The organism is Pseudomonas sp. Irchel 3F3 (assembly GCF_900187545.1).
Lineage (GTDB): Bacteria > Pseudomonadota > Gammaproteobacteria > Pseudomonadales > Pseudomonadaceae > Aquipseudomonas > Aquipseudomonas fortuita.
This window is the reverse complement of record NZ_FYDS01000003.1, coordinates 343410-369890: the sequence shown is the minus strand read 5'-3', so window position 1 is coordinate 369890 and position 26481 is coordinate 343410. Positions and strand designations below refer to the sequence as shown.

The window sequence follows — 26481 nt, the reverse complement described above, 5'->3', positions numbered from 1 at the left end:
GGGAGCTATTGAGAATAGGAGAGATTCCGGCGCAGCAAGCGCCGGTCGTCTTCAGACAGTGTCGCGCAGTCTGTACCAGGCTTTGGCGGCGGCTTCCAGCGGTGCTGCGAGCAGGTCCCCGCCGGGGAACCGGCCATTGTCGATGCCTTGGTACAACGCCAACAGGTCGTCGTCACCGAGGATGGCATCGCTGACCGCCCGCGCCGCGGCCAGGGTAGGCAGTATGCCGTGGCCGGAGAAACCCTGCAGCCAATAGCGCTGGTCTTCGCGGCCGACGTCAGGGGTGCGCCGGGTGCTGCAATCGATATGGCCGCCCCAGGCATAGTCAATGGCTACCCCGGCCAGTTGCGGGAACACCCGCTCCAGGTAAGGGCGCGTGGCGCTGGCGACGTCCTTGGGAATGCCGCCCAGGTAAGTGCAGCCGCCACCGAACAGCAGGCGGTGGTCCGGGGTGAGGCGCAAGTAGTCGGGTACGAACTGGTTGTCGATCACGCAGCTGTTGCGCGGCAGCAGTGAGCGGGCGACGTCGGCGTCCAGTGGTGCGGTGGCGACCTGGTAGGAACCGACTGGCAACAGGCGCCGCGACAGGCCGGGGTCGAGGCGGTCGATGTAGGCGTTGCAGGCCAGCACCAACACCTGGCAGCGCACTTCGCCGTTGTCTGTGCGGGCAACATAGCCGTTGCCGGCTTTTTGATAACTGAGTACCCGGCTTTGTTCGTAGATGTGCCCACCACCCGCTTCGAGGGTGCTGGCCAGACCTTGGGCCAGCTTCAGCGGGTTGAGGTGGGCGCCTTTAGCGTCGTAGAGCGCAGCCTGGTAACGCGGGCTGTCGATCCATTGCGGCAGCTCGTCGCGGCTGATCAGGCGCAGGGCGTCGTAGCCCCATTTGCTTTCGGCATCGTGCAGGGCTTCTTCAAGCATTTTCACCCGGCGCGGCAGCACGGCGGTCCACAGGCTGCCCAGCCTGTAGTCGATATCGAAACCATGGCGCTGGGGCAGCTCGCGCAGTTCGTCGGCGGCCCAGCACATGCTCGCCCACAGGCGCTGGGTACGTTCCAGGCCCAGGGCTTTTTCCAGTGGCGGCATGTCGCAGGACCAGCCCAGCAGCGCCTGGCCGCCATTGCGCCCGGAGGCAGCCCAGGCCACGCGGCTGGCCTCCAGCAATGTGACGCGCTTGCCGGCCTGGGTCAGGCGCAGGGCGGTATGCAGGCCACTGAAGCCGGCGCCGATGATCAGCACATCAGTGTCGTGGAGGCCTTGCAGGGTAGGGCGCAGCGGAATGTTGGCGGGGTAGGTCTGGGCGTAGTAGCTGGCGACGTGCTGGGCGGATTGTTTGAACATGCAGAAGCCTCGTGAAAATTATTGTGATTATTTTCATGAAAACTTAGCAGGGAAATTTCATAGCGCCAATGTGTCAGGCAGCGTTTAGTCGTTTGCCTGTTATTAATGTGCTGCCTGAGCAGGCCCTATCGCCGGCAAGCCAGTGCAGAAGTTTCAGGTTGTCGCTTTTTTCCGGGGCTGGCGCGGCTTGCCCGCTGCCGACTTGCTTCCGGCCGCTTTGCTTTTTCCACTGCCACCGCGACGCTTCTTCTTCCAGGGCGGTGCTGCCCCGGCTGCCGGCCCGCTGATGGTCATGCGCATGCCGCTGCAACGTTCCACCAGTTTGCCCATCCACGCCGACTGCCGGGCCACGAATTCTTCCAGGCTCATCTCGCCGCTTTGCACCATGTCCAGCGCCTGCTCCCAGATCGCCGTGGTGCCAGGGTCGGCGATGGCGCGGGGTACGGCATCAATCAGGCTGAAGGCCGCGGGTGTGGCCGCGAGCGCCTTGCCGTTCTTCACCAGGTAGCCGCGGTCGAGCAGGCCCTGGATGATGCTGGCGCGGGTGGCCTCGGTGCCGATGCCGGTGGTTTCCTTGAGCTTCTGCTTAAGGCGTGGGTCGTCCACCAGCTTGGCCACGTTTTTCATGGCCTTGATCAGGTCGCCTTCAGTGAACGGCTTGGGCGGCTGGGTCCACAGGTCTTTCAGTTGCAGGCCTTGCACGGTGCAGTCCTGGCCTTCGCGCAGCACGGGCAGCACCTGGGCCGGCGGTGCTTCGCGGCCTTTTGCCGGGGTCAGCGCCTCGGGCAGGGCGCGGCGCCAACCCGGTTCGACGATCTGCTTGCCCACTGCGCGCAAGGCATGGCCGGCACAGTCGAAGTCGGCCTGGGTGCGGTCGTACTCATGATTGGGCAGGAACTGCGCCAGGTAGCGGGCGCGGATAAGCGTGTACACCGCCTTGTGCTTGGCCGGCAGGCGTGAGGGATCGCTGGCGGCGGCGGTGGGGATGATGCCGTGGTGGGCGCTGACCTTGGCGTCGTTCCATGCCCGCGAGCGGCGTTGGGGCTCCAGGTAGGGCTGTAGCGGCGTCAGGCTGGCATCGGCCCGTTGCAGGGCAGCCAGGATGGCGGGGGCCTCGGCGTGCTGGCTTTGTGGCAGGTAGCCGCAATCGCTGCGCGGGTAGGTGATCAGCTTGTGGGTCTCGTACAGGGCCTGAGCGATGTCGAGGGTTTCCTGGGCGCCCAGGCCGAACTTTTTCGAGCACAGCTCCTGCAAGGTGCCGAGGTCGAAGGGCAGGGGCGCGGCTTCACGCATGCGCTCGGTGGTCACCTTGACGGCCCGGGCCGTACCGGCATTACCGATGGCGGTGGCAGCCTGTTGCGCCAAACCCTGGTTCAGGCAGCGGCCCTGATCGTCGCAGGCATCTTCGGGTGCACGCCATTGGGCGTTGAAACGTTGGCCTGCGTGTTCAAGCTGTACGTCGATGGCCCAGAACGGCACCGGCACGAAGTCGGCAATGCTGCGGTCGCGGTCGACCACCAGGCGCAAGGTGGGTGTTTGCACCCGCCCCACCGGCAGCACGCCCTGGTAGCCGGATTGGCGGCCAAGCAGGGTGAACAGCCGGCTCATGTTCATGCCGATGAGCCAGTCGGCGCGGGAGCGGCCCAGCGCCGAGTGGTACAGGTTGAACGTTTCGTGGCCTGGCAGCAGGCGCGCCAGGGCCTTGCGGATGGAGGTGTCATCCAGCGCCGACAGCCAAAGGCGCTGCACCGGGCCGCGGTAGCGGCAATGCTCGACCAGCTCGCGGGCGATCATTTCGCCTTCGCGGTCGGCATCGGTGGCAATTATCAGCTCCCGGGCTTCGCCGAGCAGGCGCTTCACCGCCTTGAACTGGCTGGCGGTTTTGGGCTTGACCAGCATCTTCCACGTGTCCGGGATGATCGGCAGGTCTGCCAGGTTCCAGCGCTTGTAGCGTTCGTCGTAGCTGTCGGGCGGGGCGGTTTCCAGCAGATGGCCGATGCACCAGGTTACGCAGACATCGGTACCTTGCCAGCAGCCGTCGCCCTTGCGAGTGGCGCCAAGCACTTTGGCGATGTCTTTTGCCTGTGAGGGTTTTTCGCAGAGGAACAGGCGCATGGCCGGGAACGCTTCATCGGGGGTGATGGGTACTAGGATGCGCAAGCGGGGGCGCGGAGGCAAGTTTTATCTGGATGGATGTACAGGTTTTTGTGAGGGGAAGTATCTTGAGCCTGTTCCGGCCCTTTCCCGGTTGAACCCGCTGCCACAAGGGCCCCCACAATTTGCAGATGTATGGGGCCCCTGTGGGCTGGTCATGGATCAGGCGTGCGAGTCGCGCACCATGTCCACGTGCGGGATGCCGGCTTCGAGGAATTCCTCGCTGACCACGCGAAAGCCCAGCCGCTCGTAGAACGGGGTGGCGTGCACCTGGGCGCTGAGCGTCTGCTGCTTCAGGTCGCGGTTCTGTGCTTCGACGATGACCGCATTGACCAACGCATCGCCAACCTTCAGGCCCCGCCAGTCCTTGAGCACGGAGATGCGACCGATGGTGCCGTCAGCCAGCAGGCGCGCGGTACCAATCGGATAGTCGCCTTCCTGGGCCAGGAAGTGGACGGCGTCCTGATCTTCCGAATCGAACTCCAGCTCTGGTGGAATGTGCTGCTCGGCGACGAACACCGCTTCACGGATACGGCGGATGTCGGCGTTGTCTTTGTGCCAGTCGGCAAGGCGAACGCTGATCTTATTCATTGGCGAATCCCAGGCTTCCTTGTTTGACCAGCTGCTGTACAAGCATAAGGCCATCTTCATCCTGCAGCCACTCGGCGAGGTTGTCGACATGCAGGGCATCGGCCGCGCACACCAGCTTCAGCAGCTCGCGCAGTTTGCCTGGCAGTGGGCAGCTACGGCCGCTGGCGAACAGCAGCAAGTCGTCTTCGAACTCTGACCAGGCCATGCGGGCGCTCGGGTTGCGGATCAGGATGGCGCCTTGCTCGAGGGCGTCGACCAGCTCCTGCTCGCTCAGCTCTTCGCCAACGATCTGTTCGGGGTAACGCGGCTCGGTCATGAACTGGCCGAACCAGGTCAGCAGCAGGTCCTTGTCACCCATGTGCTTGTCGAGCAGGGCCTTGAGGCGGTCGAGGGCGTCGTGCTGGATCTGGTGTGGGTCGCTGACCGGCTGGGCGTCGGCGTCACTGTAGCGTTCTTCGTCCGGCAGGAACTGGCCCAGGAAATCGGTGAAGTGGGTCAGTACTTCGGCGGCGCTTGGCGCGCGGAAGCCGACCGAGTAGGTCAGGCAGTCGTCCACGGCTACACCGTAGTGGGCCAGGCGTGGCGGCAGGTAGAGCATGTCACCTGGTTCCAGGGTCCATTCGCCGCTCTGCTCGAAGTCGGCAAGGATACGCAGGTCGGCGTGCTCCAGCAGGGGGCTGTCGCTGCTGCACATCTGGCCGATCTTCCAGTTGCGCTGGCCGTGGCCCTGCAGCAGGAACACGTCGTAATTGTCGAAGTGCGGGCCAACGCTGCCACCGGGGGCGGCGAAGCTGATCATCACATCGTCGATACGCCAGCTGGGCAGGAAGCGGAAGTTTTCCAGCAGTTCGGCCACTTCCGGGACGAACTGGTCCACGGCCTGTACCAGCAGGGTCCAGTCCTTTTCCGGCAGCTCGGCGAAGGTGTCTTCGTTGAACGGACCGCGGCGCAGCTCCCACGGGTGTGCACCGTGTTCAAGCACGATACGCGACTCGACTTCCTCTTCCAGGGCCAGGCCAGCCAGTTCGTCGGGGTCGATCGGGCTGATGAAGTCCGGGAAGGCCTGGCGCACCAGCAGGGGCTTCTTCTGCCAGTAGTCGCGCATGAATTCGCGGGCCGAGATGCCGCCGAGCAGCTGCAGTGGAGTATCAGGATTCATGTTCAACCTATTGAAAAAACGTAGTTTTCGTCCGGGAATAAAAACGCCCGGCCAGGCCGGGCGTTGTATGCGACGGTCAGCTTAGATGCGTTTGGCCTGGGCTGCCGCGTTACCGATGTAGGTAGCGGGGGTCAGCTGCTTGAGCTCGGCCTTGGCTTCGGCTGGCATGTCGAGGCCGTCGATGAAGGTGAGCAGCGCGTCCGGGGTGATGCCCTTGCCACGGGTCAGCTCTTTGAGCTTCTCGTAGGGGTTTTCGATGTTGAAGCGGCGCATCACGGTCTGGATCGGCTCGGCCAGCACTTCCCAGCAGGCGTCCAGGTCGGCGGCGATGCGGGCTTCGTTGACTTCCAGCTTGCCGATGCCTTTCAGGCTGGCTTCGTAGGCAATGACGCTGTGGGCAAAGCCCACGCCCAGGTTGCGCAGCACGGTGGAGTCGGTCAGGTCGCGCTGCCAGCGCGAGATCGGCAGCTTGCTGGCCAGGTGCTGGAACAACGCATTGGCGATACCCAGGTTGCCTTCGGAGTTTTCGAAGTCGATCGGGTTGACCTTGTGCGGCATGGTCGAGGAGCCGATTTCGCCGGCAACGGTCTTCTGCTTGAAGTAGCCCAGCGAGATGTAGCCCCACACATCACGGTCGAAGTCGATCAGGATGGTGTTGAAGCGGGCGATGGCGTCGAACAGCTCGGCGATGTAGTCGTGCGGCTCGATCTGGGTGGTGTACGGGTTGAACTGCAGGCCCAGCTCGTCTTCGATGAAGGCGCGGGCGTTCTCTTCCCAGTCGATCTGCGAGTAGGCCGACAGGTGGGCGTTGTAGTTGCCCACTGCGCCGTTGATCTTGCCCAGCAGTGGTACGGCAGCGACCTGGGCGATCTGGCGCTCCAGGCGATACACGACGTTGGCCAGCTCTTTACCCAGGGTAGTCGGCGAAGCCGGCTGGCCGTGGGTGCGCGACAGCATAGGCACGGCGGCGTGTGTGTGGGCCAGGGTGCGGATGGCGTCGGCGATCTGGCGCATCAGTGGCAGCAGCACGTCGTCACGGCCGGCGCGCAGCATCAGCGCGTGGGACAGGTTGTTGATGTCTTCGCTGGTGCAGGCGAAGTGGATGAACTCGCTGACCTTGGCCAGCTCAGGCAGCTTGGCAGCCTGCTCCTTGAGGAGGTATTCGATCGCCTTGACGTCGTGGTTGGTGGTGCGCTCGATTTCCTTGACGCGCTCGGCGTGCTCAAGTTTGAAATCGGTGGCCAGGTTGTCCAGCAGGGCATTGGCTTCGGCGGTGAACGCCGGCACTTCGCCGATCTGCGGGTGGGCGGCCAGGCGCTGCAGCCAGCGCACTTCGACCAGGGCGCGGAAACGGATCAGGCCGAATTCGCTGAAAATGGGGCGCAAGGCCTGGGTTTTGCCGGCATAACGGCCGTCTACAGGGGAAACCGCAGTGAGCGAAGAGAGCTGCATGGGGTGTTCTCGGACAGTCAGGCTTTTGGAGGGCGCATATCATACATGAAAAATGCGCCGAGGTCGGGTGGCTGACCAAAGGTCGGGCCTATTTGATGCTGGTGGCAAACCCTGTGGGAGCGGGCTTGCCCGCGAACACCGGCGAAGCCGGTGCCATCCACCGAGTCGCCTGCTTCGCGGGCAAGCCCGCTCCCACAAGGATCAGCGCAGCCCCTCAGCTGGCGCTGCGCATCATGTCGTACAGTTCGTTCAGCAGCTTGCGCCGGCTGAACACCAGCTGCCAGCGGTGACCGCCCAGCTGGCGCCACAGGCGTGCGGCGCGGATACCGGCCAGCAGCAGGGCGCGGATTTTCGAGGCGTTGCTGGCCTGCTGCAGGAAGCGCATGTCGCCATGCACCTGAATACGCTGGCGCAGGGTGCTCAGGGTGTCCTGGTACAAGGCTCCACTGGAAGCAATGACGTTTTCGTGAACCAGGCCAAAATGGTCAGCCTGGGACTGGATTTGTGGCAGGCGGTTGCCAATGGTGTCGAGCAGGTCGCCACGTTTGTTCAGCTGGCGCTCCAGGCCCAGCATCGACAGGGCATAGCGCAGTGGCTCGCGCTGCAGGCTGCTGGGGTCGCGCTCCAGGGCACCGGCCAGCGCACGGTAGCCGTCACGCAGGTTCAGGTCGTCACCGCCGAACACCTCCAGGGTGTTCTTGGGGTCGCGGACCAGCAGGCTGCCGAGCATGCAGCCGATGTTGGCCTCACTGGCCTGGCCGGTGCGGGCGATGCGGTCTACCAATACGGCGGCCTGAAACACACCGCCCAATGCAATCAGCTGCTCCTGCAGGTTGCTCATGCGCGCGGGCTCCAGGGCTCGGCGGCTTCGATCACGCCGCCGCCCAGGCATACTTCACCGTCATAGAACACTACCGACTGGCCTGGGGTAACGGCGCGTTGCGGTTCGTCGAACACAGCGCGGTAGCCGCTGGCCGTAAGCGCCAGGGTGCACTGCTGGTCGCTCTGGCGGTAGCGGACCTTGGCGGTGAGCTGGCGCGGGCTGCTGAGGTCGATGGGGTTGACCCAGAAGATGTCCGAGGCGAGCAGGGCGCGGGAGAACAGCCAAGGGTGTTCGTTACCCTGGCCGACCACCAGCACGTTGCGGGCCAGGTCCTTGTGCAGCACGTACCACGGCTCGTCACCGGCATCCTTCAGGCCGCCGATGCCAAGGCCCTGGCGCTGGCCGATGGTGTGGTACATCAGGCCATGGTGGCGGCCGATCACTTCACCTTCGGTGGTTTCGATGTTGCCCGGCTGGGCTGGCAGGTACTGCTTGAGGAAGTCGCTGAAGCGGCGCTCGCCAATGAAGCAGATGCCGGTGGAATCTTTTTTCTTGGCGGTGGCCAGGCCGTGTTTCTCGGCGATGGCGCGCACTGCCGGTTTTTCCAGCTCACCGACCGGGAACAGGGTGCGGGCAATTTCCTTGCCGCCGACGGCGTGCAGGAAGTAGCTCTGGTCCTTGTTCGGGTCCAGGCCCTTGAGCAGTTCGGTGAGCGCGCCAGTGTCACGACGGCGCACGTAGTGGCCGGTGGCGATCAGGTCGGCACCCAGTGACAGGGCGTAGTCGAGGAACGCCTTGAACTTGATTTCGCGGTTGCAGAGGATGTCCGGGTTGGGCGTGCGGCCGGCCTTGTATTCTTCAAGGAAGTGCTCGAACACGTTGTCCCAGTATTCGGCGGCGAAGTTGGCGGTGTGCAGCTTGATGCCGATGCGGTCGCAGACGGCCTGGGCGTCGGCCAGGTCTTCACGGGCGGTGCAGTATTCGGTGCCGTCGTCTTCTTCCCAGTTCTTCATGAACAGCCCTTCCACCTGGTAGCCCTGCTCGATGAGCAGAAGGGCGGAGACGGAAGAGTCCACGCCGCCGGACATGCCGACGATGACGCGGGTCTTGGCGGGGTCTTTGAGTGCTGGGCTGGTCATGGTTACCGGTGTGTATCAAGGGAAAAACGTCGATTCTATCAAACCCGTGGCGACGCGTCAGTCGCGTAGCAGGGTAAGGCTGTGCAAGGGGCCTTTGAGGTAGTCGTCAAGGCAACGTGGCACCAGCTCGCTGCGCCAGCGGGCCGGGTCGGCCAGCAGCTCGTCGCGGGTCAGCCACACGGCGCGGACGATGTCGCTGTCCAGCGCCAGGTCGGCGTGATGGCACACCGGGCGGGCAGCAAAGCAGATGCGCTGGTAGGTCACGCCGTTGCTGGGGGCAGTGTAGAGATAGATACCGACCACGCCGGTGAGCTCGACTTCCCAGGCGGTTTCTTCCAGGGTTTCGCGCAGCGCGGCCTGGGGCAAGGTTTCGTTGGGCTCCAGGTGGCCGGCGGGCTGATTGAAGACGTGCAGGCCGGCTTTGAATTCTTCGACGAAGAGGAACTTGCCCTCGTGCTCGACGATGGTGGCGACGGTGATGTGGGGTTGCCAGGTCATGAGCATTTCCTATGGTTGGCACGGGCCCTGTAGGAGCGGCCTTGTGCCGCGAAAGGGCTGCGAAGCGGCCCCAGGTAATCAGCTTCGCAGCAAAAAACGCCGGGGCCGCTTCGCGGCCCTTTCGCGGCACAAGGCCGCTCCTACAGGGGCCGTGCAAGCTCTTTCAGAAAGCAAAAACCCCGGTGCGTGGCCGGGGTTTTTGCTGTTACTTCAAGCGAACCTTACAGGGCAGCAATGGCGCTGTTCAGGGTCTGGCTTGGGCGCATCACCTTGGCGGTCAGCTCGGCATCCGGGGCATAGTAGCCACCGATATCGGCCGGCTTGCCCTGAACGGCGTTGAGCTCGGCGACGATGGTCGCTTCGTTCTCGGCCAGGGTTTTTGCCAGCGGTGCGAAGCGCGCTTGCAGCGCAGCGTCGTCGGTTTGAGCGGCCAGGGCTTCAGCCCAGTACAGGGTCAGGTAGAAGTGGCTGCCGCGGTTGTCGATACCGCCAACTTTGCGCGAAGGCGACTTGTTGGTGTCGAGGAACTTGCCGGTGGCCTGGTCCAGGGTGCTGGCCAGAACCTTGGCGCGCGGGTTGTCGTAGGTGTTGCCCAGGTGCTCCAGGGAAGCGGCCAGGGCCAGGAATTCACCCAGCGAGTCCCAACGCAGGAAGTTCTCTTCAACCAGCTGCTGCACGTGCTTGGGCGCCGAACCGCCGGCGCCGGTCTCGAACAGGCCACCACCGTTCATCAGCGGCACGATCGACAGCATCTTGGCGCTGGTGCCCAGTTCCATGATCGGGAACAGGTCGGTCAGGTAGTCGCGCAGCACGTTGCCGGTCACCGAAATGGTGTCCTTGCCTTCGCGGATGCGGGCCAGGGAGAACTTGATGGCGTCGACCGGAGCCAGAACACGGATGTCCAGGCCAGTGGTGTCGTGATCCTTCAGGTACTGCTGCACCTTTTCGATCATCACGCCGTCGTGGGCGCGGGCCGGGTCCAGCCAGAACACCGCAGGGGTGTTGCTCAGGCGGGCACGGTTGACGGCCAGCTTGACCCAGTCCTGGATCGGCGCGTCTTTGGTCTGGCACATACGGAAGATGTCACCGGCTTCGACGTTCTGCTCCAGCACAACGTTGCCTTTGCCATCGACCACGCGCACGACGCCGTCGGCCTTGATCTGGAAGGTCTTGTCGTGGGAACCGTACTCTTCGGCTTTTTGCGCCATCAGGCCAACGTTCGGCACGCTGCCCATGGTGGTCGGGTCGAAGGCGCCGTGCTGCTTGCAGTCTTCGATGGTGGCCTGGTAGATACCGGCGTAGCAACGGTCCGGGATCACGGCCTTGGCGTCTTGCAGTTCACCGGCGGTGTTCCACATCTTGCCCGAGTCACGGATCATGGCCGGCATCGAGGCGTCGACGATCACGTCGCTCGGCACGTGCAGGTTGGTGATGCCTTTGTCGGAGTTGACCATGGCCAGGGCCGGGCGCTGGGCGTACAGGGCCTGGATGTCAGCCTCGATCTCGGCCTGCTTGTCGGCTGGCAGGTCCTTGATGCGGGCGTACAGGTCGCCGATACCGTTGTTGGCGTTGAAGCCTACTTCGGCCAGGGCTGCGGCGTGCTTGGTCAGCACGTCGTTGTAGAACTCTTCGACGATGACGCCGAACATGATCGGGTCGGAAACCTTCATCATGGTGGCTTTCAGGTGCACCGACAGCAGCACGCCGGCGGCCTTGGCATCGGCGATCTGCTCGGCGATGAAGGCTTTCAGGGCCTTGCGGCTCATGGTGGCGCAGTCGATGATTTCGGCGGCCTTGACGGCGGTTTTTTCTTTCAGGACGGTGGTGGTGCCGTCTTTGCCGACCAGCTCGATGCGCAGGCTGTCGTCAGCTTCGATCAGTGCGGCTTTTTCGCTGCCATAGAAGTCGCCCTGGGTCATGTGGGCAACGTGCGACTTGGAGTCGGCGGCCCAGGCGCCCATCTTGTGCGGGTGCTTGCGGGCGTAGTTCTTCACCGACAGCGGCGCGCGGCGGTCGGAGTTGCCTTCGCGCAGCACCGGGTTCACGGCGGAGCCCTTGATGCGGTCGTAGCGGGCACGGGACTCTTTCTCGTCCGCGGTGGCCGGCTCGTCGGCGTAGTCAGGGATGTTGAAGCCCTTGCCTTGCAGTTCCTTGATCGCGGCCTTGAGCTGCGGTACCGAGGCGCTGATGTTTGGCAGCTTGATGATGTTGGCTTCAGGGGTGGTAGCCAGCTGGCCCAGTTCCGCCAGGTGATCGCCTACTTGCTTCTCTGCGCCCAGTTGCTCCGGGAAGGCGGCAAGGATACGGCCGGCCAGGGAGATGTCGCGAGTTTCGACGGCGATGTCAGCCGAAGCGGTGAAGGCTTCGACGATCGGCAGCAGCGAGTAGGTGGCGAGGGCGGGGGCTTCGTCGGTGAAGGTATAGATGATCTTGGAACGGGTGGGCATGCGGGTTAACTCTCTGTGTGCTGAGCGTGCTCGAGTCTCGTGGTGCGCAGGGTAGGCGCATCGCCCTGGCAGCGCCATGAGCGGAAAGTCGAGAGGCTGCGAGCGGTGATGGTGGATGCATCAGTCGAGCGTCAATGCTGAGCTGCGGTAACAACCCAGGCTTTTCGGCCATTCATGGCCAAGGGCGGTCCGCATTTTCCTGGGATTCGCCCCGATGACCCTACGGTCGCGGCGGAGTATACCAAACCATTCGGGCTAATCAGCAAGGCCAAGTGATATCGGCCCATTTATAAGACCAAAGACGTAGCGGCAATGTGGCGGGTTGTCGCATGCCTTGCAGGTCGGCAGATGTGGTTTAGGCTCAGTGGATCGCACGATGTCCAATCACACCCGACAGCGGAGTAGTGCAAGCATGGGATACCAGAAAATCAAGGTTCCGACCGACGGCACCAAGATCACCGTCAATGCAGACCATTCGCTCAACGTTCCTGACAACCCCATCATTCCTTATATCGAAGGCGACGGGATTGGCGTCGATGTCTCGCCGGTAATGATCAAAGTAGTGGATGCGGCGGTGCAGAAGGCCTACGGCGGCAAGCGCAAGATCGCCTGGATGGAGGTGTATGCTGGCGAAAAAGCCACCCAGGTTTACGACCAGGACACCTGGTTGCCGCAGGAAACCCTCGATGCCGTACGTGATTACGTGGTGTCGATCAAGGGCCCGCTGACCACCCCGGTAGGGGGTGGCATCCGCTCGCTCAACGTGGCCCTGCGCCAGCAACTGGACCTGTACGTGTGCCTGCGCCCGGTGCTGTGGTTCCAGGGCGTGCCGAGCCCGGTGAAGAAGCCCGGTGATGTCGACATGGTGATCTTCCGCGAGAACTCCGAGGACATCTATGCCGGTATCGAGTGGAAGGCCGGTTCGCCTGAGGCGAACAAGGTGATCAAGTTCCTCAAGGAGGAAATGGGCGTCACCAAGATCCGCTTCGACCAGGACTGCGGCATCGGCGTCAAGCCGGTATCCCGCGAGGGCACCAAGCGCCTGGTGCGCAAGGCCCTGCAGTACGTGGTGGACAACGACCGCGAATCGCTGACCCTGGTGCACAAGGGCAACATCATGAAGTTCACCGAGGGGGCCTTCAAGGACTGGGGCTACGAGGTGGCCAGGGACGAGTTTGGTGCCGAATTGCTCGATGGCGGCCCTTGGATGAAGTTCAAGAACCCCAAGACCGGCCGCGAGGTCATCGTCAAGGACGCCATCGCCGACGCCATGCTGCAGCAGATCCTGCTGCGCCCGGCCGAGTACGACGTGATCGCCACCCTCAACCTCAACGGTGACTACCTGTCCGACGCCCTGGCGGCGGAAGTGGGCGGTATCGGCATCGCGCCGGGGGCCAACCTGTCCGACACCGTGGCCATGTTCGAGGCTACCCACGGCACCGCGCCCAAGTATGCCGGGCAGGACAAGGTGAACCCTGGCTCGGTGATTCTCTCGGCAGAGATGATGCTGCGGCACATGGGCTGGGCCGAGGCGGCCGACCTGATCATCAAAGGCACCAACGGTGCGATCGGTGCCAAGACCGTGACCTACGACTTTGAGCGCCTGATGGACGGCGCCACGCTGGTGAGCAGTTCAGGCTTTGGCGATGAAATGATCAAGCATATGTAGGCAATGCAAAACCGGCCGCTTCCAGGTAAAGAAGCGGCCGGTTGTTTCGTATACCGGCACAGCGCAGGCAGTCAGGCTTTGGCAGTTTCGCTCTGCGGCTCGCCCAGGGTTCTGGCACCCTCTGCCGCGGCCACCGCAGCGTCTTTGATGTCGACGGCGTGCAGCCCTTTGGGGCCCTGTACGATGTCGAACACTACGCACTGGCCTGCCTTGAGGGTCTTGTATCCGTCCATTCGGATGGCCGAATAATGGGCGAACAGGTCATCGGATTTACCTTCTTCATTGATGAACCCATAGCCCTTGGCATTGTTGAACCACTTGACTTTACCGCTTGCCATCCCTATGTCCCTCTGCAAAGGACTCCATCACTGGAGTATCATCCACTTCATCCGCATACGAACCTTGCGAAAAATCTGGTTGACTGCGCGGATCTTTATCGACCACGGTGGGTTCTTATTGGTTGTAACACCGTTTTGCCGATAGTCAAGGTCGCCCGGCGCCTGCGCTGGATGCGGCCTGTGCCGTCAACCCACAACCTTAACCTGACGCTCATGATGAAATTCTTTCCATGCATGCACCTAGTGAGATTCGACTAACATTCAATCAGGATCGCCCGCAATCGAATGAGGACGACGGCTCGGGTCTTGCAGTCCAGGAAGCCAAGCCGATCCTGCAGGCGCCACCGATGTACAAGGTGGTTTTGTTCAACGATGACTACACGCCAATGGATTTCGTCGTCGAAGTGCTCGAGACGTTCTTCAGTCTGAACCGCGAGCTGGCGACCAAGATCATGCTGACCGTCCATACAGAAGGGCGGGCAGTGTGCGGATTGTTTACCCGTGACATCGCCGAAACAAAGGCTATGCAGGTCAACCAATACGCCAGGGAAAGCCAGCATCCGCTACTCTGTGAAATCGAGAAGGACGGTTAATCGCCGACCACTTGGGTATGAGGTGAAGCTATGTTAAACCGCGAGCTCGAAGTCACCCTCAATCTTGCCTTCAAGGAGGCCCGTTCGAAACGTCATGAGTTCATGACCGTCGAACATCTGCTGCTGGCTCTCCTTGACAATGAGGCTGCCGCGACCGTTCTGCGCGCCTGTGGCGCCAATCTCGACAAGCTCAAGCACGATCTGCAAGAGTTCATCGATTCCACCACCCCGTTGATCCCTGTCAACGATGAAGACCGTGAAACCCAGCCGACCCTGGGCTTCCAGCGGGTGCTGCAGCGTGCCGTGTTCCACGTGCAAAGCTCTGGCAAGCGTGAAGTGACCGGCGCCAACGTGCTGGTGGCGATCTTCAGCGAACAGGAAAGCCAGGCCGTATTCCTGCTCAAGCAACAGAGCGTGGCCCGCATCGACGTCGTGAACTACATCGCCCATGGCATCTCCAAGGTGCCTGGCCATGGTTCGCACGCTGACAGCGATCAGGAAATGCAGGACGAAGAGGGCGGCGAAACGTCCTCGTCGAGCAACCCGCTGGACGCTTATGCCAGCAACCTGAACGAGCTGGCCCGTGCCGGCCGTATCGACCCGCTGGTAGGTCGCGAGCAGGAAGTTGAGCGCGTGGCGCAAATCCTTGCCCGCCGGCGCAAGAACAACCCGCTGCTGGTGGGTGAGGCGGGCGTGGGCAAAACCGCCATCGCCGAAGGCCTGGCCAAGCGCATTGTCGATGGCCAGGTGCCCGACCTGCTGGCGCAGAGCGTGGTGTACTCCCTCGACCTTGGCGCACTGCTGGCCGGTACCAAGTACCGCGGTGACTTCGAGAAACGCTTCAAGGCGCTGCTCGGCGAGCTGCGCAAGCGCCCGCAGGCGATCCTGTTCATCGACGAAATCCACACCATCATCGGTGCCGGTGCGGCGTCGGGCGGGGTGATGGATGCCTCCAACCTGCTCAAACCGTTGCTGTCGTCGGGTGAGATCCGTTGCATTGGCTCCACCACCTTCCAGGAGTTTCGCGGCATCTTCGAGAAGGATCGTGCCTTGGCACGGCGCTTCCAGAAGGTGGATGTCAGCGAGCCGTCGGTCGAAGACACCGTGGGCATTCTGCGCGGCCTTAAAGGGCGCTTCGAGAGCCACCACAACATCGAGTACAGCGACGAAGCCCTGCGCGCCGCCGCCGAACTGGCCTCGCGCTACATCAATGACCGGCACATGCCGGACAAGGCCATCGACGTGATCGACGAAGCGGGTGCCTACCAGCGCCTGCAGCCGGAAGCCAACCGCGTCAAACGCATCGACGTGCCGCAGGTCGAGGACATCGTTGCGAAGATTGCGCGCATTCCGCCGAAGCATGTCAGCAGTTCCGACAAAGAGCTGCTGCGTAATCTCGAGCGTGACCTGAAACTGACCGTGTTTGGCCAGGACCAGGCGATCGATTCGCTGTCGACTGCCATCAAGCTGTCCCGTGCCGGCCTCAAGGCGCCAGACAAGCCTGTCGGTTCGTTCCTGTTCGCCGGCCCAACCGGCGTCGGCAAGACCGAAGCGGCGCGGCAGCTGGCCAAGGCGCTGGGTGTGGAGCTGGTGCGTTTCGACATGTCCGAGTACATGGAGCGCCACACGGTGTCCCGCCTGATCGGTGCGCCTCCTGGTTACGTTGGCTTTGACCAGGGTGGCTTGTTGACCGAGGCGATCACCAAGCAACCGCACTGCGTCTTGCTGCTCGATGAAATCGAGAAGGCCCACCCGGAAGTCTTCAACCTGCTGCTGCAGGTGATGGACCACGGTACCCTGACCGACAACAACGGGCGCAAGGCCGACTTCCGTAACGTGATTTTGATCATGACCACCAACGCTGGCGCGGAAACCGCGGCACGGGCCTCGATCGGCTTCACCCATCAGGACCATGCGTCCGATGCCATGGAAGTCATCCGCAAGAGCTTCACGCCAGAGTTCCGCAACCGCCTGGACACCATCATCCAGTTCGGCCGCCTGAGCCACGAGACGATCAAGAGCATCGTCGACAAGTTCCTTATCGAACTGCAGGCGCAGCTGGAAGACAAGCGTGTGCTGCTGGAAGTCAGTGATGACGCCCGCGGCTGGCTGGCGGCGTCGGGCTACGATGTGCAGATGGGCGCGCGGCCGATGGCGCGGCTGATCCAGGACAAGATCAAACGGCCGTTGGCCGAGGAGATCCTGTTTGGCGAACTGGCCGAGCATGGCGGTGTGGTGCACATCGACCTGCGCGATGGCGAACTGGTGTTCGACTTCGAGACCACGGCTGAGGTTGCCTGACAAGCGAGGCCCTGTGGGAGCGGGCTTGCCCCGCGAACACCGGCGAAGCCGGTGCCATGCGCCGCGGGGCCTGCTTCGCGGGGCAAGCCCGCTCCCACAGAGAGGGTTGCAACCGTACAATTTCACAGGCACAAAAAAGCCCGGCACATGGCCGGGCTTTTTCATGGCTGGAGCTTAGCGCGCACGGTAGGTGATGCGGCCCTTGCTCAGGTCGTAGGGCGTCAGCTCGACGCGGACCTTGTCGCCAGTGAGAATACGGATGTAGTTTTTGCGCATCTTTCCGGAGATGTGCGCGGTTACGACGTGCCCGTTTTCCAACTCCACGCGGAACATGGTGTTGGGCAGGGTGTCGACGACAGTACCTTCCATTTCGAAGCTGTCTTCTTTCGACATGCAGTTGAGCCCTCGGATCCAGTGTTAGCCCGACGCATATCCGCACCGGGCAAAAAAGTGGCGCCGATTATGCCGGAAATCTGCGTGTCAAGCCAATGCTTTCAGTTAAGGGTGACCCAGCGCTGGTTTATCAGCAGCTCGATAGGCCGATACTGCGTCTTGTAGTTCATTTTCTTGCAGTTCTTGATCCAGTAGCCCAGGTAAACCGCCTCCAGGTCCTGGCGCACGGCTTCGGTGATCTGCCAGAGGATGGCGAAGCGGCCAAGGCTGCGTCGCTCCTCGTCCGGCTCGTAGAAGGTGTACACCGCCGACAGGCCGTTGGGCAGCAGGTCGCACACGGCCACCGCCATCAACCGGCCTTCCAGGCGGAACTCGTAGAACCAGCAGAACGGCAGGTCGCGTACCAGAAAGGTGGAAAACTGATCACGGCTGGGCGGGTACATGTCACCGTCGGCGTGGCGCGTTTCGATATAGCGCCGGTACAGCTCGAAGTACTCCTCCTTGAACGTGGGGCGCGCCGCGCTCACGGTCAGGTCGGCATTGCGCTTGAGAATGCGCCGTTGCTGGCGGTTGGGAATAAAGCGCGCCGCCGGGATGCGCGCCGGCACGCAGGCGTTGCAGTTCTGGCAGTGGGGGCGGTACAGGTGGTCGCCACTGCGCCGAAAGCCCATTTCCGACAGGTCGGCGTACACCTTTACGTCCATCGGCTGGCTGGGGTCGAGGAACAGTGTGGTCGCCTGCTCGTCAGGCAGGTAGCTGCAGGAGTGGGGCTGAGTGGCATAAAACTTCAACCGCGCCAACTCTGTCATGATCAACCCCTTCGGTGAGACTTTGTTTTAAGTGTAAGCCAGCTATGGCAACTCGCCTAGGCAACCCACGTTGCGCTGTTGGGCTGGTCGAGGTGGCGTGCCAGGTAGCCGGCGAACTCGGCGCGGCTGATGGCATGGGCGCCCAGGCTGTGCAGGTGGTTGGTGGGCATCTGGCAGTCGATCAGCACGAAGCCGGCTTCGCGCAGGTGGTTGACCAGGGTCACGAAGCCAACCTTGGAGGCGTTGTCGGCGCGGCTGAACATCGATTCGCCGAAGAACAGCTGGCCCATGGCCAGGCCGTACAGGCCGCCGACCAGCTCGCCGTCCTGGCGTACCTCCACCGAATGCGCGATGCCACGGCGGTACAGTTCGCAGTAGGCGTTGCGCATGGTGTCGGTGATCCAGGTGCCGTCGGCGTAGTCGCGTGGTGCGGCGCAGGCAGCGATGACGGCGGTAAAGTCGGTGTCGAAGCTGACCTGGTAGCGGCCTTGGCGTATCAGCTTGGCCAGCGAGCGGGAAACGTGCAGTTGGTCGGGCAGCAGCACCGTGCGCGGATCGGGTGACCACCACAGGATCGGCTGGCCGTCCTGGTACCACGGGAAGCAGCCATGGCGGTAGGCCTGCACCAGGCGCTCGGGGCTCAGGTCGCCGCCAGCGGCCAACAGGCCGTTGGGGTCGTGCAGGGCCTTTTCCAGGGGTGGGAAGGTCAGCGAGTCGCGGGTCAGCCAGGTGAGCATGGTCTATCGTGCGGTGGGGGAGGGGAGAGGGCAGCATGGCGCGGGTGAAAAGCAGGGTCAATCTCTTTGGCTGCTTCGCGGGCACGCCCGCTCCCACAGAAACCCCACGGTCTTCAGGCTTGCGCAGGCCTGTGGGAGCGGGCGAGCCCGCGAAGAGGCCGGCACAGGCCAGGAAATCAGGCAATTTCCTGCACATTTATCAAGCCGCAGGCACCATCCGCTATATTTGCGGTCACACCTGTGCAAAAACACAGCATAAGCCTTTGTCACAAAAGAAAATGCATGCTCAAATTGCAGCCATGTGAAAGTCGCCCCCGGGCAAACCCCCATGCGGCGTGCCGCCATGGCGGCTGGCGGGCAGTAATGTTAAAAGTAGTGGTTCATTGGCCGCACAGCCGGCCGATCACTATTGGACGCGCACCACGCGCAGGAATAGACGCGTTTTGAAGAAATCCACCGCAACCCCAGCTCCTTTGCCTGTGCCCCTGTGGCGGCAGCAGCTGCATTATCGCCTCAAGGAAGGTGCGTTGATCGCGATCGGCGCCTTGTGCCTGTACCTGTGGATGGCGCTGCTGACCTACGACACTTCCGACCCGGGCTTCAGCCACACCAGCAACGTCGAGCAGGTGCAGAACGCCGCCGGGCGCGCCGGCGCCTACTTCGCCGACATCCTGTTCATGGTGCTGGGTTACTTTGCCTACATCTTCCCGCTGTTGCTGGGGGTCAAGACCTGGCAGATCTTCCGTGAGCGCCATCAGCCCTGGGACTGGAGCGGCTGGCTGTTCTCCTGGCGGCTGATCGGCCTGGTGTTCCTGGTGCTATCCGGCGCAGCGCTGGCACATATCCACTTCCATCCGCCGGCGAGCATGCCGTTTTCCGCGGGCGGCGCGCTGGGCGAAAGCCTGGGCGAGCTGGCGCGCAACCTGCTGAACGTGCAGGGCAGCACGCTGATGTTCATAGCCCTGTTCCTGTTCGGCCTGACCGTGTTCACCGATTTGTCGTGGTTCAAGGTGATGGACCTGACCGGCAAGATCACCCTTGACCTGTTCGAGTTGGTGCAGGGTGCCGCCAACCGCTGGTGGGAAGCGCGTAATGAGCGTAAACGCCTGGAGGCCCAGCTGCGTGAGGACGAGCCGGTGTTCAAGGCGCCGCCGATGGCCGCCGACAAGCGCGAGCCTGCCAAGCCGGCGTTGCGCGAGCGTCTTTTCAAGCGCGAAGAAGCGCCTGCTCAACCTGCCGCGCCACGCGAACCGACCTTGGCCCGTGAGCCCGTTGTGCCGCGCGAGCCGGTTGTACCGCGTGAAACCGTGCTGCCCCGCGAGCAGCCTGCAGCCCCGACGATCGTGCCTCCGGCAGCGGCCAGGGCGCCGGAGCCGATCAAGCGGGTGATGAAGGAGAAGCAGGCGCCGCTGTTCGTCGACAGCGCCGTCGAAGGCACCCTGCCGTCGATTTCCATCCTCGACCCGGCCGAGCAGAAAAAGATCGAGTACTCGCCAGAGTCCCTGGCCAGTGTCGGCCAGTTGCTGGAAATCAAACTCAAGGAATTCGGCGTTGAAGTCTCGGTGGACTCGATCCACCCAGGCCCGGTGATTACCCGTTACGAAATCCAGCCGGCCGCTGGCGTGAAGGTCAGCCGTATCGCCAACCTGGCCAAGGACCTGGCGCGCTCGCTGGCCGTGACCAGCGTGCGGGTGGTCGAGGTCATCCCTGGCAAGACCACCGTGGGTATCGAGATCCCCAACGAAAACCGGCAGATGGTGCGGTTCTCCGAAGTGCTGGCCACGCCGCAGTTCGAGGAGCAGAAGTCCCCGGTCACCCTGGCCCTGGGCCACGACATCGGCGGCAAGCCGGTGATCACCGACCTGGCCAAGATGCCACACCTGCTGGTGGCCGGTACCACCGGCTCCGGTAAGTCGGTGGGTGTGAACGCGATGATCCTGTCGATCCTGTTCAAATCCGGCCCGGAAGACGCGCGGTTGATCATGATCGACCCGAAAATGCTCGAACTGTCGATCTACGAAGGCATCCCGCATTTGCTGTGCCCAGTGGTCACCGACATGAAGGATGCTGCCAACGCCCTGCGCTGGAGCGTGGCCGAGATGGAGCGCCGCTACAAGCTGATGGCGGCCATGGGCGTGCGTAACCTTGGCGGCTTCAACCGCAAGATCAAGGATGCTCAGGAGGCCGGCGAGATCATCCATGACCCGCTGTACCGCCGCGAGAGCATGGACGACGAGCCGCCTGCGCTGAAAACTCTGCCGACCATCGTGGTGGTGGTCGACGAATTCGCCGACATGATGATGATCGTCGGCAAGAAGGTCGAAGAGCTGATCGCCCGTATCGCCCAGAAGGCGCGGGCGGCCGGTATCCACCTGATTCTTGCCACCCAGCGCCCGTCGGTGGACGTGATCACCGGCCTGATCAAGGCCAACATCCCGACCCGCATGGCGTTCCAGGTATCGAGCAAGATCGACTCGCGCACCATCATCGACCAAGGTGGTGCCGAGCAGCTGCTGGGCCACGGTGACATGCTGTACATGCCGCCGGGTACCAGCCTGCCGATCCGGGTGCACGGTGCGTTCGTCTCCGACGACGAAGTGCACCGCGTGGTGGAAGCGTGGAAGCTGCGCGGCGCGCCGGACTACAACGACGACATCCTCAACGGCGTGGAAGAGGCCGGCAGCGGCTTCGAAGGCGGCGGTGGCGGTGGGGATGGCGAAGATTCGGAAAGCGACGCCCTGTATGATGAGGCCGTGCAGTTCGTGCTGGAAAGCCGCCGTGCGTCGATCTCGGCCGTGCAGCGCAAGCTGAAGATCGGCTACAACCGCGCCGCCCGCATGATCGAAGCCATGGAAATGGCTGGCGTGGTCACCCCGATGAACAGCAACGGCTCGCGGGAAGTGATTGCCCCGGGCGGCCCGCGCGACTGATGAACACCTTGCCGGGCGCCAACGGTGGCGCCCGGTCTTTTCAATGCTCAATGAGGATTACCATGCGCGCGATTCGCATGCTGTTGGTTTCTGCCCTTGCTCTGGGCAGCGTTTCGGCTTTTGCCGGTGAGCAAGATGTACAACGCCTGACCCAGCTGCTGGAAAAGTCGCAGACCATCGAGGCCAATTTCTCTCAATTGACCTTGGGTGCCGACGGCGCCAGCCTGCAGGAAACCGCTGGCCAGATGACAGTCAAGCGCCCGGGCCTGTTCTACTGGCACACCGATGCGCCGCAGGAGCAGGTGGTGGTGTCTGATGGCAAGATGGTTACCCTGTGGGACCCGGACCTGGAACAGGCCACCATCAAGAAGCTCGACGTGCGCCTAAACCAGACCCCGGCACTGCTGCTGTCCGGTGACGTGTCGAAGATCAGCCAGAGCTTCGATATCACCTCCAAGGAGCAGGGCGAAGTCATGGACTTCACCCTCAAGCCGAAGACCAAGGACACCCTGTTCGACTCGCTGCGCGTGTCGTTCCGCAAAGGCCTGATCAATGACATGCAGTTGGTCGACAGCGTCGGCCAACGCACCAACATCCTGTTCAATGGCGTCAAGGCCAACCAGGCGGTGCCGGACAGCAGGTTCAAGTTCGACATCCCCAAAGGTGCGGACGTGATCAAGGAGTAAGCGGAGCTCGTCATGGACCTGTTTCGAAGCGAACCCGTCGCCCAGCCCCTGGCTGCTCGCCTGCGCCCGTCCAACCTGGACGAGTACGTGGGCCAGGAGCACCTGCTGGCGCGCGGCAAACCGCTGCGTGAGGCGCTGGAGCAGGGGGCGCTGCACTCGATGATCTTCTGGGGGCCGCCTGGGGTGGGCAAGACCACTCTGGCGCGGCTGCTGGCGCAGTTCTGCGATGCGCACTTCGAAACCGTGTCGGCGGTGCTGGCCGGGGTGAAAGAGATTCGCCAGGCGGTCGAGGTGGCCAAGCAGCAGGCTGGGCAGTATGGCCGGCGCACCATCCTGTTCGTTGACGAGGTGCACCGCTTCAACAAGTCGCAGCAGGACGCCTTTTTGCCCTACGTCGAAGACGGCACCCTGCTGTTCATCGGCGCTACCACCGAAAACCCGTCGTTCGAGCTGAACAACGCGCTGTTGTCGCGGGCGCGGGTGTATGTGCTCAAGAGCCTGGACGAGGCGGCCCTGCGCAAGCTGGTCAACCGTGCGCTGACCGAAGAGCGTGGCCTGGGCAAGCGCAACCTGCAGGTGGGCGACGAGGCCTTCAAGATGCTCATGGCCGCTGCCGACGGGGATGGCCGGCGCATGCTCAACTTCCTCGAGAACGCCTCGGACCTGGCGGAAGACGGCAGCGAGATCGACGTCGAGATGCTGCAGAGCCTGCTGGGTGACAGCCGCCGCCGCTTCGACAAGGGCGGCGAGGCGTTCTACGACCAGATTTCCGCGCTGCACAAGTCGGTGCGCGGCTCCAACCCCGATGGCGCCCTGTACTGGTTTGCCCGCATGCTCGACGGCGGCTGCGACCCGCTGTACATAGCCCGCCGTGTGGTGCGCATGGCCAGCGAGGACATCGGCAACGCCGACCCGCGCGCGCTCAGCCTGTGCCTGGCAGCCTGGGACGTGCAGGAGCGCCTGGGCAGCCCCGAGGGCGAACTGGCGGTGGCACAGGCCATCACGTACCTGGCCTGTGCGCCGAAAAGCAACGCGGTATACATGGGCTTCAAGACTGCCCTGCGTGAAGCGGCCGAGCATGGCTCGCTGGAGGTGCCGTTGCACCTGCGCAACGCCCCGACCAAGCTGATGAAGCAACTGGGTTATGGCGACGAGTATCGCTATGCCCACGATGAACCTGATGCCTACGCCGCCGGTGAGGATTACTTCCCCGATGCGCTGGAGCCGCGCCAGTACTACCAGCCGGTGCCCCGTGGCCTGGAGCTGAAGATTGGCGAGAAGCTGCGCCACCTGGCCGACCTGGACCGTAACAGCCCCCGCCAGCGGAGAAAACCGTGATTGCACTCATTGCCGCGGTCAGCGCGGGCGGTGTTGCCGGCACCCTGTTGCGCTTCGCTACCGCCAACTGGGTAGCGGCCCACTGGCCACGGCACTTTTATGCCGGTACGCTGGCGGTCAACCTGGTTGGCTGCCTGCTGATCGGCTTGCTCTATGGCTTGTTCTTGCACAAGCCGCTGGCGCCGGTCGAATTACGCGCCGGCCTGATTGTCGGCTTCCTCGGTGGCCTGACGACCTTTTCCTCTTTCTCGCTCGATACCGTGCGCCTGATGGAAAGCGGGCAAGTGCCCCTTGCCTTGGGCTATACCAGTATCAGCGTGGTGGGCGGGCTGCTCGCAACCTGGGCCGGCCTGTCCCTGACCCGATTCTGAACCAACACCTACCTATAACGAGAGAACGATATGCTCGATTCCAAACTGTTACGCGGCCAACTTCAGGAAGTGGCGCAACGCCTGGCCTCCCGTGGCTTCAGCCTGGATGTCGCGCGCATCGAATCACTGGAAGAGCGCCGCAAGGCGGTGCAGACCCGCACCGAGCAATTGCAGGCCGAGCGTAACGCCCGTTCCAAGTCCATCGGCCAGGCCAAGGCCAAGGGCGAAGACATCGCGCCACTGATGGCCGACGTCGAGCGCATGGCCAACGAACTGGCTGCCGGCAAGACCGAGCTGGACGGCATTCAGGCCGAACTGGACGGTATCCTGCTGACCATCCCCAACCTGCCGGATGCCAGCGTACCGGTCGGTGCCAGCGAAGACGACAACGTCGAAGTGCGCCGTTGGGGTACGCCGACCGCCTTTGACTTCGAAATCAAGGACCACGTCGCCCTCGGCGAAGTCAGCGGGGGCCTGGACTTCGAGGCCGCAGCCAAGCTGTCTGGTGCCCGTTTTGCTGTACTGCGCGGCCCGATCGCCCGCCTGCACCGCGCCCTGGCGCAGTTCATGATCAACCTGCACACCGGCGAGCACGGCTACGAGGAGCACTACACCCCGTATCTGGTGCAGGCGCCTGCCTTGCAGGGCACTGGCCAGCTGCCAAAATTCGAGGAAGACCTGTTCAAGATCACCCGCGAAGGTGAAGCTGACTTCTACCTGATCCCGACTGCTGAAGTGTCCCTGACCAACCTGGTTGCCGGTGAAATCCTCGACGCCAAGCAGCTGCCGCTGAAACTGGTTGCCCACACCCCGTGCTTCCGCAGTGAAGCCGGTGCTTCCGGCCGTGACACCCGCGGCATGATCCGTCAGCACCAGTTCGACAAAGTCGAGATGGTGCAGGTGGTAGAGCCGGCCAAGTCGATGGAAGCCCTGGAAGGCCTGACCGCCAACGCCGAGCGCGTGCTGCAGCTGCTGGAGCTGCCGTACCGCGTGCTGGCCTTGTGCACCGGTGACATGGGCTTTGGTGCAGTGAAAACCTACGACCTGGAAGTGTGGGTGCCGAGCCAGGACAAGTACCGCGAAATCAGCTCGTGCTCCAACTGTGGCGACTTCCAGGCGCGCCGCATGCAGGCCCGCTGGCGCAACCCGGAAACCGGCAAGCCAGAGCTGGTGCACACCCTCAACGGCTCCGGCCTGGCCGTAGGCCGTACCCTGGTTGCCGTGCTGGAAAACTACCAGCAGGCCGACGGTTCCATCCGTGTACCGGACGTGCTCAAGCCGTACATGGGCGGCGTCGAGGTCATCCGCTAAATGGATTACCTGCCACTGTTCCACAAGCTGCAGGGCGGCCGCGTGCTGGTCGTCGGCGGTGGGGAGATCGCCTTGCGCAAGGCGCGCCTGCTGGCGGATGCCGGTAGCGTGCTGCGCGTGGTAGCGCCGGACGTCGACGGCCAGTTGGCCGCGTTGGCCCGCGAAGGTGGCGGTGAGGTGCTGGTGCGTGGCTATCAGGCAGCCGACCTGGTCGGTTGCCGGCTGGTGATCGCGGCTACCGACGACCCTGGGCTGAACGCTCAGGTGTCGGCCGATGCCCAGGCCCTCAGCCTGCCGGTCAACGTGGTGGATGCGCCGGCCCTGTGCACGGTGATCTTCCCGGCGATCGTCGACCGCTCACCGCTGGTGATTGCGGTATCCAGTGGCGGTGACGCCCCGGTCCTGGCGCGTCTGATTCGCGCCAAGCTGGAGGCGTGGATCCCCGCAGCCTATGGTGAGCTGGCCGGGCTGGCTGCGCGTTTCCGGCACAAGGTGAAAGCCTTGTACCCGGACGTCAACCAGCGTCGCGGCTTCTGGGAGACGGTGTTCCAGGGGCCGATTGCCGAGCGCCAGCTGGCCGGGCAGGGCGCTGAAGCCGAGCGCTTGTTGCAGGCGATGGTAGAAGGCGCGCCACTGCAGCAGGGCGGTGAGGTGTACCTGGTAGGGGCGGGCCCGGGTGATCCGGACCTGCTCACCTTCCGCGCTTTGCGCCTGATGCAGCAGGCCGACGTGGTGCTGTACGACCGCCTGGTGGCGCCTGCCATTATCGAGATGTGCCGGCGTGATGCCGAGCGGATCTACGTGGGCAAGCGCCGTGCTGACCACTCCGTGCCCCAGGACCAGATCAACCGCCTGCTGGTCGACCTGGCCCAGCAGGGCAAGCGCGTGTTGCGCCTGAAGGGTGGTGATCCGTTCATCTTCGGTCGGGGTGGCGAAGAGATCGAAGAGCTTGCCGAGCATGGCATTCCGTTCCAGGTGGTGCCGGGCATTACCGCGGCCAGTGGCTGCTCCGCGTATGGCGGGATTCCGCTGACTCACCGCGACTACGCCCAGTCGGTGCGCTTCGTCACCGGGCACCTGAAGGATGGCACCAGCAACCTGCCGTGGAATGACCTGGTGGCGCCGTCCCAGACCCTTGTGTTCTACATGGGATTGGTTGGTTTGCCGACCATCTGCGCCGAGCTGATTCGCCATGGGCGGGCGGCAAGTACCCCGGCGGCGTTGGTGCAGCAGGGGACTACGCGTAACCAGCGAGTGTTTACCGGTACCTTGGCGGACTTGCCAGACTTGGTGGCCCGGCATGAAGTGCATGCGCCGACCCTGGTGATTGTGGGGGAAGTGGTGCAGTTGCGTGACAAGCTGGCCTGGTTCGAAGGTTCGCAAAACAGCTGACATTGTTGG

At 63.3% G+C, this 26481-nt stretch carries 22 protein-coding genes; 9 read left to right on the top strand and 13 right to left on the bottom strand.

Annotation, left to right across the window (positions count from 1 at the left end):
- Positions 1 to 51 precede the first annotated feature (51 nt).
- From CKW35_RS07920 to CKW35_RS07880, 9 genes are all read right to left on the bottom strand, one after another.
- Positions 52 to 1341, bottom strand: a complete 1290-nt coding sequence (locus CKW35_RS07920) for an FAD-binding oxidoreductase (protein WP_095115620.1) — start codon at positions 1339 to 1341, stop codon at positions 52 to 54.
- Positions 1342 to 1494: 153 nt separating this feature from the next.
- Positions 1495 to 3456 (bottom strand): DNA topoisomerase III, encoded by a 1962-nt coding sequence (locus tag CKW35_RS07915; RefSeq protein WP_060517159.1) that lies wholly within the window; start codon positions 3454 to 3456, stop codon positions 1495 to 1497.
- A 201-nt stretch (positions 3457 to 3657) separates the two neighbouring features.
- The gene (locus CKW35_RS07910) at positions 3658 to 4086 is read right to left on the bottom strand and encodes a GNAT family N-acetyltransferase (RefSeq protein WP_016488132.1); all 429 of its coding nucleotides are present in this window, start codon (positions 4084 to 4086) and stop codon (positions 3658 to 3660) included.
- Complete coding sequence (locus CKW35_RS07905; RefSeq protein ID WP_016488131.1) at positions 4079 to 5245, bottom strand: cupin domain-containing protein; 1167 nt, start codon at positions 5243 to 5245, stop codon at positions 4079 to 4081. Before CKW35_RS07905 ends, CKW35_RS07910 begins: the two co-directional genes overlap by 8 nt.
- A gap of 81 nt (positions 5246 to 5326) precedes the next feature.
- Positions 5327 to 6697: an adenylosuccinate lyase gene (gene purB, locus CKW35_RS07900; protein ID WP_024717417.1), complete on the bottom strand. Its 1371-nt coding sequence runs from the start codon at positions 6695 to 6697 to the stop codon at positions 5327 to 5329.
- 214 nt (positions 6698 to 6911) lie between these two features.
- A complete protein-coding gene (gene hflD, locus CKW35_RS07895; RefSeq protein WP_016488130.1) occupies positions 6912 to 7538 on the bottom strand; it encodes a high frequency lysogenization protein HflD in 627 nt (208 codons plus the stop codon).
- Positions 7535 to 8659 carry a tRNA 2-thiouridine(34) synthase MnmA gene (mnmA, locus tag CKW35_RS07890; RefSeq protein WP_016488129.1) on the bottom strand — a complete coding sequence of 375 codons (1125 nt, stop codon included), beginning with the start codon at positions 8657 to 8659 and terminating at the stop codon, positions 7535 to 7537. Before mnmA ends, hflD begins: the two co-directional genes overlap by 4 nt.
- 57 nt (positions 8660 to 8716) lie before the next feature.
- Complete coding sequence (locus tag CKW35_RS07885; RefSeq protein ID WP_095115618.1) at positions 8717 to 9157, bottom strand: NUDIX hydrolase; 441 nt, start codon at positions 9155 to 9157, stop codon at positions 8717 to 8719.
- Between the two features lie 221 nt (positions 9158 to 9378).
- Positions 9379 to 11604, bottom strand: coding sequence for an NADP-dependent isocitrate dehydrogenase (locus CKW35_RS07880; RefSeq protein ID WP_095115616.1), 2226 nt, complete (start codon positions 11602 to 11604; stop codon positions 9379 to 9381).
- Between the two features lie 412 nt (positions 11605 to 12016).
- Here CKW35_RS07880 and icd point away from each other — a divergent pair, with 412 nt between their 5' ends.
- Positions 12017 to 13273, top strand: a complete 1257-nt coding sequence (icd, locus tag CKW35_RS07875; protein ID WP_016488126.1) for an NADP-dependent isocitrate dehydrogenase — start codon at positions 12017 to 12019, stop codon at positions 13271 to 13273.
- Positions 13274 to 13344: 71 nt separating this feature from the next.
- Here icd and cspD read toward each other — a convergent pair whose 3' ends face one another.
- A complete protein-coding gene (gene cspD / locus CKW35_RS07870; protein ID WP_016488125.1) occupies positions 13345 to 13611 on the bottom strand; it encodes a cold shock domain-containing protein CspD in 267 nt (88 codons plus the stop codon).
- Positions 13612 to 13841: 230 nt separating this feature from the next.
- Between cspD and clpS the strand changes: the two genes are divergently transcribed.
- On the top strand, positions 13842 to 14204 hold the full coding sequence (clpS, locus tag CKW35_RS07865; protein ID WP_003251220.1) for an ATP-dependent Clp protease adapter ClpS: 363 nt from the start codon (positions 13842 to 13844) through the stop codon (positions 14202 to 14204).
- Between the two features lie 30 nt (positions 14205 to 14234).
- The gene (gene clpA, locus CKW35_RS07860) at positions 14235 to 16505 is read left to right on the top strand and encodes an ATP-dependent Clp protease ATP-binding subunit ClpA (RefSeq protein WP_016488123.1); all 2271 of its coding nucleotides are present in this window, start codon (positions 14235 to 14237) and stop codon (positions 16503 to 16505) included.
- A gap of 174 nt (positions 16506 to 16679) precedes the next feature.
- Here clpA and infA read toward each other — a convergent pair whose 3' ends face one another.
- The 3 genes from infA to aat form a co-directional block, all read right to left on the bottom strand.
- A complete protein-coding gene (gene infA / locus CKW35_RS07855; protein ID WP_002553999.1) occupies positions 16680 to 16898 on the bottom strand; it encodes a translation initiation factor IF-1 in 219 nt (72 codons plus the stop codon).
- Positions 16899 to 16999: 101 nt separating this feature from the next.
- Positions 17000 to 17707 carry an arginyltransferase gene (locus tag CKW35_RS07850; protein ID WP_016488122.1) on the bottom strand — a complete coding sequence of 236 codons (708 nt, stop codon included), beginning with the start codon at positions 17705 to 17707 and terminating at the stop codon, positions 17000 to 17002.
- 56 nt (positions 17708 to 17763) lie between these two features.
- Positions 17764 to 18444, bottom strand: a complete 681-nt coding sequence (gene aat, locus CKW35_RS07845; RefSeq protein ID WP_095115614.1) for a leucyl/phenylalanyl-tRNA--protein transferase — start codon at positions 18442 to 18444, stop codon at positions 17764 to 17766.
- Positions 18445 to 18827: 383 nt separating this feature from the next.
- On the opposite strand from aat, the gene CKW35_RS07840 reads away from it, so the two are divergent.
- From CKW35_RS07840 to cysG, 6 genes are all read left to right on the top strand, one after another.
- Positions 18828 to 21374, top strand: coding sequence for a DNA translocase FtsK (locus tag CKW35_RS07840; protein WP_371262282.1), 2547 nt, complete (start codon positions 18828 to 18830; stop codon positions 21372 to 21374).
- Positions 21375 to 21436: 62 nt separating this feature from the next.
- Positions 21437 to 22060, top strand: a complete 624-nt coding sequence (gene lolA / locus CKW35_RS07835) for an outer membrane lipoprotein chaperone LolA (protein WP_016488119.1) — start codon at positions 21437 to 21439, stop codon at positions 22058 to 22060.
- A gap of 12 nt (positions 22061 to 22072) precedes the next feature.
- Entirely contained in the window at positions 22073 to 23398 is a 1326-nt protein-coding gene (locus CKW35_RS07830; protein WP_016488118.1) for a replication-associated recombination protein A, read from the top strand.
- Positions 23395 to 23769, top strand: coding sequence for a fluoride efflux transporter CrcB (gene crcB, locus CKW35_RS07825; RefSeq protein WP_016488117.1), 375 nt, complete (start codon positions 23395 to 23397; stop codon positions 23767 to 23769). The genes CKW35_RS07830 and crcB overlap by 4 nt, the downstream gene beginning before the upstream one ends.
- 30 nt (positions 23770 to 23799) lie before the next feature.
- On the top strand, positions 23800 to 25080 hold the full coding sequence (gene serS / locus CKW35_RS07820) for a serine--tRNA ligase (RefSeq protein ID WP_016488116.1): 1281 nt from the start codon (positions 23800 to 23802) through the stop codon (positions 25078 to 25080).
- A complete protein-coding gene (gene cysG / locus CKW35_RS07815) occupies positions 25081 to 26472 on the top strand; it encodes a siroheme synthase CysG (protein WP_016488115.1) in 1392 nt (463 codons plus the stop codon).
- Positions 26473 to 26481: the final 9 nt, after the last annotated feature.

What these genes read in the sequence shown, in the direction of transcription:
- CKW35_RS07915 (WP_060517159.1), bottom strand. Translation starts at nt 3,456, where the DNA reads ATGCGCCTGTTCCTCTGCGAAAAACCCTCACAGGCAAAAGACATCGCC.
- CKW35_RS07850 (WP_016488122.1), bottom strand. Translation starts at nt 17,707, where the DNA reads ATGACAGAGTTGGCGCGGTTGAAGTTTTATGCCACTCAGCCCCACTCC.
- aat (WP_095115614.1), bottom strand. Translation starts at nt 18,444, where the DNA reads ATGCTCACCTGGCTGACCCGCGACTCGCTGACCTTCCCACCCCTGGAA.
- CKW35_RS07905 (WP_016488131.1), bottom strand. Translation starts at nt 5,245, where the DNA reads ATGAATCCTGATACTCCACTGCAGCTGCTCGGCGGCATCTCGGCCCGC.
- cysG (WP_016488115.1), top strand. Translation starts at nt 25,081, where the DNA reads ATGGATTACCTGCCACTGTTCCACAAGCTGCAGGGCGGCCGCGTGCTG.
- mnmA (WP_016488129.1), bottom strand. Translation starts at nt 8,659, where the DNA reads ATGACCAGCCCAGCACTCAAAGACCCCGCCAAGACCCGCGTCATCGTC.
- CKW35_RS07830 (WP_016488118.1), top strand. Translation starts at nt 22,073, where the DNA reads ATGGACCTGTTTCGAAGCGAACCCGTCGCCCAGCCCCTGGCTGCTCGC.
- serS (WP_016488116.1), top strand. Translation starts at nt 23,800, where the DNA reads ATGCTCGATTCCAAACTGTTACGCGGCCAACTTCAGGAAGTGGCGCAA.
- infA (WP_002553999.1), bottom strand. Translation starts at nt 16,898, where the DNA reads ATGTCGAAAGAAGACAGCTTCGAAATGGAAGGTACTGTCGTCGACACC.
- purB (WP_024717417.1), bottom strand. Translation starts at nt 6,697, where the DNA reads ATGCAGCTCTCTTCGCTCACTGCGGTTTCCCCTGTAGACGGCCGTTAT.
- clpS (WP_003251220.1), top strand. Translation starts at nt 13,842, where the DNA reads ATGCATGCACCTAGTGAGATTCGACTAACATTCAATCAGGATCGCCCG.
- icd (WP_016488126.1), top strand. Translation starts at nt 12,017, where the DNA reads ATGGGATACCAGAAAATCAAGGTTCCGACCGACGGCACCAAGATCACC.
- CKW35_RS07885 (WP_095115618.1), bottom strand. Translation starts at nt 9,157, where the DNA reads ATGACCTGGCAACCCCACATCACCGTCGCCACCATCGTCGAGCACGAG.
- clpA (WP_016488123.1), top strand. Translation starts at nt 14,235, where the DNA reads ATGTTAAACCGCGAGCTCGAAGTCACCCTCAATCTTGCCTTCAAGGAG.
- cspD (WP_016488125.1), bottom strand. Translation starts at nt 13,611, where the DNA reads ATGGCAAGCGGTAAAGTCAAGTGGTTCAACAATGCCAAGGGCTATGGG.
- hflD (WP_016488130.1), bottom strand. Translation starts at nt 7,538, where the DNA reads ATGAGCAACCTGCAGGAGCAGCTGATTGCATTGGGCGGTGTGTTTCAG.
- CKW35_RS07910 (WP_016488132.1), bottom strand. Translation starts at nt 4,086, where the DNA reads ATGAATAAGATCAGCGTTCGCCTTGCCGACTGGCACAAAGACAACGCC.
- CKW35_RS07920 (WP_095115620.1), bottom strand. Translation starts at nt 1,341, where the DNA reads ATGTTCAAACAATCCGCCCAGCACGTCGCCAGCTACTACGCCCAGACC.
- lolA (WP_016488119.1), top strand. Translation starts at nt 21,437, where the DNA reads ATGCGCGCGATTCGCATGCTGTTGGTTTCTGCCCTTGCTCTGGGCAGC.
- CKW35_RS07880 (WP_095115616.1), bottom strand. Translation starts at nt 11,604, where the DNA reads ATGCCCACCCGTTCCAAGATCATCTATACCTTCACCGACGAAGCCCCC.